Raw genomic sequence first — 4,012 nt, forward strand, 5'->3', positions numbered from 1 at the left:
CTCGCGCTTGGACATGCCCTCGGCAGTGCGTCGCTGCAGGTACTTCTGGGTGCGCTCGTCCCAGCGTATGCGGGTCATCACGATGCGGTAGAGGGCGGCATTCGCTTGGCGGTTGCCTGCGCGATTCAGGCGCCGTCGTTGTGTCTTGCCGGAGGACTGCTCGACCGGGCTGACGCCGCACAGGGCGGCGAAGGATGCCTCGTCAGTGATCCGGTCAGGGTTGTCGCCTGCGGCGATGAGGAGGACTGCGGCGCTGTCGGGACCGACACCGACGAGGTCCAGCATCTCGGGCCGGCAGGAGCGGACAGCCCTGGTGGTGCGCCGGGTGAGCTCTTTGACCTCGTCGGACAGGTGCTGGACTCTGCGGGCGAGCAGGCGCATCGTGAAGACGGCCTCGCCCCGGTCATCGGCATCGAGGGCCGCGCAGGTGGCGATCAGCGCAGGATTGCTCAGGCCAGTGAGCAGTTCGCGCAGTTCCGGGTCGATGGCCAGCAGGACTGCCTTGAGCTGGTTCAGCGCCTGGGTGCGGGCCTTGACGGCTGATTCCTTGGCGAGCCGGAGGACCCGCATATCCGCTGCGGGGCCATCCGCGGTCTTCGGCACGGTGGTGGCGCGTCCGGACAGCACGGCGCGAGCGGCTGCGTCCGCGTCGACGGCATCCGTCTTTCCGCGCTTGCGCCGGGTGGCACGGTCGGGCTGGTTGATTTCGACGATCTCGATGCCTGCTCTGCGCAGGTACCGGGTCAGCGCGGTTCCGTAGGATCCGGTGCATTCGACACCGGCCCGATGCAGGATGCCGAACGACCCTGCCCAGGCGAGTAGTTGACGATATCCCGCGGCGGTAGTCGGGAACTCCTGGTGGGCGAGCGAGGCGCCCAGAGTGGTGATGACAGCGGCGACGTGGACGTCCTTGTGGGTGTCCACCCCCAGGACCACCTCCTCGGCCGGGTCCGGGACTGGCTGCGTGGGCAGCGTCAGCTGGAGCATGCTGGTGACGGTCACGAGGCTCCTTGGACTGGGTCTGGTGGCTGACACCGGTCCGGTGGGCGGTCAGAACTGTGACGGTGCTTTGTGCAGCAAAGCCCCTAATCCGTAGGGAAGGTGGTTCCGGAAGCCGTAGCTGGGCTTCTGGGCTGTCTGGTGACGGACGTCTGTAAGGCCCCGGGCCCTTGAGGCCTCCCGATAGAGCGGCGCCGTCACGGTGGTGGGTTTCACGGGGCATGCGGGCGCCGGGCAGACGCCTGGGAATCTCCCCGCCCTTGGAGGTCTCACGAGAGAGCGGCGCGGTCCGGCGTCTCCAAGTCCCGTGAAACTCACCGTCGTATGTCGTTCGTTGTCGTCGTGGCGCGAGCCCGCCACAGGGCGACCTCCTGTCCACCTCCGCGAGCCGCGAGCTCTGGCGCAGACAGAGGCCCCTGGGGCGCGCTGGTGTCGCGAACGGCTACCGAGATGGCGGACCGACCGAGTCCTGGGATTAGGACGCCGCGTGACCTGCATGAGCTCGTGACCTGGATAAACGCTCGACGATGGGAGAACGTGTGACTGTGTTCTGCGGGATCGACTGGGCAGAGAGGCATCACGACCTCGCGCTGGTCGATGAGGCTGGCGAACTGCTGGCCAAGCGGCGGATCAGCGATGACGCGGCCGGCTACCGGATGCTGCTGGAGCTCCTGGCCGAGCATGGTGACAGCCCTGAGTCGCCGATACCGGTGGCCATCGAGACCAGCCGAGGCCTGCTCGTCGCAGCCTTGCGGACCGGCCGCCGCAAGGTCTTCGCGATCAACCCGCTTGCCGCCTCTCGTTACCGCGACCGCCACGGTGTGTCCCGCAAGAAGTCAGACCCGGGCGACGCGCTCGTGCTGGCGAACATCCTCCGCACCGACATGGCCGTGCACCGGCCGCTGCCGGCGGACTCCGAGCAGGCCCAGGCCATCGCGGTGCTGGCTCGGGCTCAGCAGGACGCCGTCTGGAACCGCCAGCAGATCGGCAACCAGATCCGCTCCCTGCTGCGGGAGTACTACCCTGCTGCCCTCGATGCCTTCCTGGCCAAGCAAGGAGGACTGGCCCGCGAGGAAGCCCGCATCATCCTTGCCAAAGCGCCAACGCCGACAGAAGGCTCGCGGCTGTCGCTGAGCCAGCTGCGTTCCGCACTCAAGCGCGCCGGTCGTGTCCGCAGCATTGACGAGGAGGCTGACCGCCTGCGCGGCGTCCTGCGGGCCGAGTACGCTCACCAGCCTGCGGCTGTCGAGGACGCCTTCGGCAAGCAACTTCTGGCTCTGCTAAAGCAATTCGAAGCAGCCTGCCAAGCCAGTGAAGATCTCGCCGAAGCAGTTGATGCCAGCTTTCGTGAGCATCCAGATGCCGAGATACTCCTGAGCTTCCCGGGCCTCGGTGTCCAGCTCGCGGCACGAGTTCTCGCCGAGACAGGCGACGACCGCAACCGCTTCGCCGACGCCCGCGGCCTGAAGGCATACGCCGGATCCGCACCGATCACCCGCGCCTCCGGCAAGAAACACTACGTCGGACGCCGCATGGTCAAGAACAACCGACTCCACCACGCCGGCTACCTCTGGGCCTTCTCCTCCCTGCGCTCATCACCCGGTGCCCAAGCCCACTACCGCCACCGACGCGACGTCGGCGACTGGCACGCACAAGCTCAACGGCACCTGTTCAACCGCCTGCTCGGGCAGCTGTTCCACTGCCTCCAGAATCGGACTCTCTTCGACGAAGAACGCGCCTTCAATCAGCCCGCGACCTCACCGGCGGCAGTGGCTGCTTGACTTCTTCAGATCCCGAGATGTCTATCGGGACACGTTCACCGGGCCGGCGGCAGTACGCACCGCAGGGGGCCGGAGCCGACAGTTCTACACCAAGGCAGCACGGCCAGTTGTCACACGGGTCAGGCTCCGGCCCCCTGCGGCACACCGTGATCCTCACAGTTGTCACAGACCAGATGGACATCGAGCCCGGCGGGCACCGCCTTGTCGATCGTGACCAGGAACTTCTTGAACCCGATGGCCCGGTGGCGGCGGTGCAGCTCCGATATGACGCTGCCGTCGGCGATGTTGAAAGCCGCGAACAGGCTGGTGATGCCGTGCCGGCAGTAGTCATGGGTGCGGCGTTCGGGCATGCCCGGCATCATCGGGAGTACGGGCTGTGAACGGTCCAGTGCCTGGATCTGGGACTTCTCGTCCACGCAGAGGACGACCGCCTTCTCGGGCGGGTTGTGGTACAGCCCGACGACGTCGACGACCTTGGCGACGGACTGCGGGTCGGTGGAAAGCTTGAAGGAGTCCTGGAGATGCGGCGTGAGGTCGAACCGCTTCCAGATCCGTCCGATGGTCGATTTCGACAGGCCCGTCCGCTGGGCCATCGAGGCCCTTGACCAGTGAGGTCCTTGCCCGGAGCGGACTCCAAGGTCGCCACGATGACGTCCTCGACCTGATCGAGCAGGATCGAGGGCGGCCGGCCCGCCCGGGGCTCGTCGGACAGGCCGTCGAGACGTCCGACGATGAACCGGGCACGCCAGCGTTCCACCGTCGACTCATCCACACCCAGGTCGATGGCGGCCTGCCGGTTCGTCCCGCCCTCCGCGCACCGCAGCACGATCCTTGCACGCAACGCCAGACACTGGGCGGTCTTCGCCCGCCTCGCCCACCGGGTGAGCTGATCCCGCTCAGCCTCACTCAGGACCAGGTCGGCCTTCGGCCGACCGATACGAGCACCATCCTCAAGCCCGGCCAGCCGCTCAGCGGCGAACTTCCCGCGCCACTTCCTCACCGTCGACACCGTCACGCCGACCTCCGCCGCCACCCCTGCATTCGGCGCACCCTCCGCGCACGCCAGCACAATGCGCGCCCGCTCCACAAAACGCGGCGCCACCGCCCCACCGACCCAACGGGACAACTCCGCGCGCTCCTCAGCGGACAGAGTGACTTCAACAGCACGAGGACCCGGCGACATGAAAACAGGCCACCAACTTACCCCCGAAATTTCTGGCGCATCACACTAG

3 protein-coding genes and 1 pseudogene are annotated in these 4,012 nt (G+C 67.1%); 1 reads left to right on the forward strand and 3 read right to left on the reverse strand.

From position 1 onward, the window contains the following. Positions 1-924 (reverse strand): IS110 family transposase (locus AB0L95_RS41865; RefSeq protein WP_365171881.1); only part of this gene is annotated, 924 nt, incomplete at its 3' end. Positions 925-1,526: 602 nt separating this feature from the next. Between AB0L95_RS41865 and AB0L95_RS41870 the strand changes: the two genes are divergently transcribed. Continuing rightward, positions 1,527-2,780, forward strand: coding sequence for an IS110 family transposase (locus tag AB0L95_RS41870; RefSeq protein WP_365171883.1), 1,254 nt, complete (start codon positions 1,527-1,529; stop codon positions 2,778-2,780). 119 nt (positions 2,781-2,899) lie between these two features. Here the strand turns inward: AB0L95_RS41870 and AB0L95_RS41875 are convergent, their stop codons facing one another. Then, complete coding sequence (locus AB0L95_RS41875; RefSeq protein WP_365171885.1) at positions 2,900-3,373, reverse strand: hypothetical protein; 474 nt, start codon at positions 3,371-3,373, stop codon at positions 2,900-2,902. Continuing rightward, a pseudogene (locus tag AB0L95_RS41880) lies at positions 3,361-3,963 on the reverse strand (helix-turn-helix domain-containing protein); the annotation flags it as partial. The pseudogene AB0L95_RS41880 and the gene AB0L95_RS41875, both read right to left, overlap by 13 nt. Positions 3,964-4,012: the final 49 nt, after the last annotated feature.

Origin of the sequence: Streptomyces sp. NPDC052036 (assembly GCF_040680495.1) — a bacterium.
In the GTDB taxonomy this organism is placed as follows: domain Bacteria; phylum Actinomycetota; class Actinomycetes; order Streptomycetales; family Streptomycetaceae; genus Streptomyces.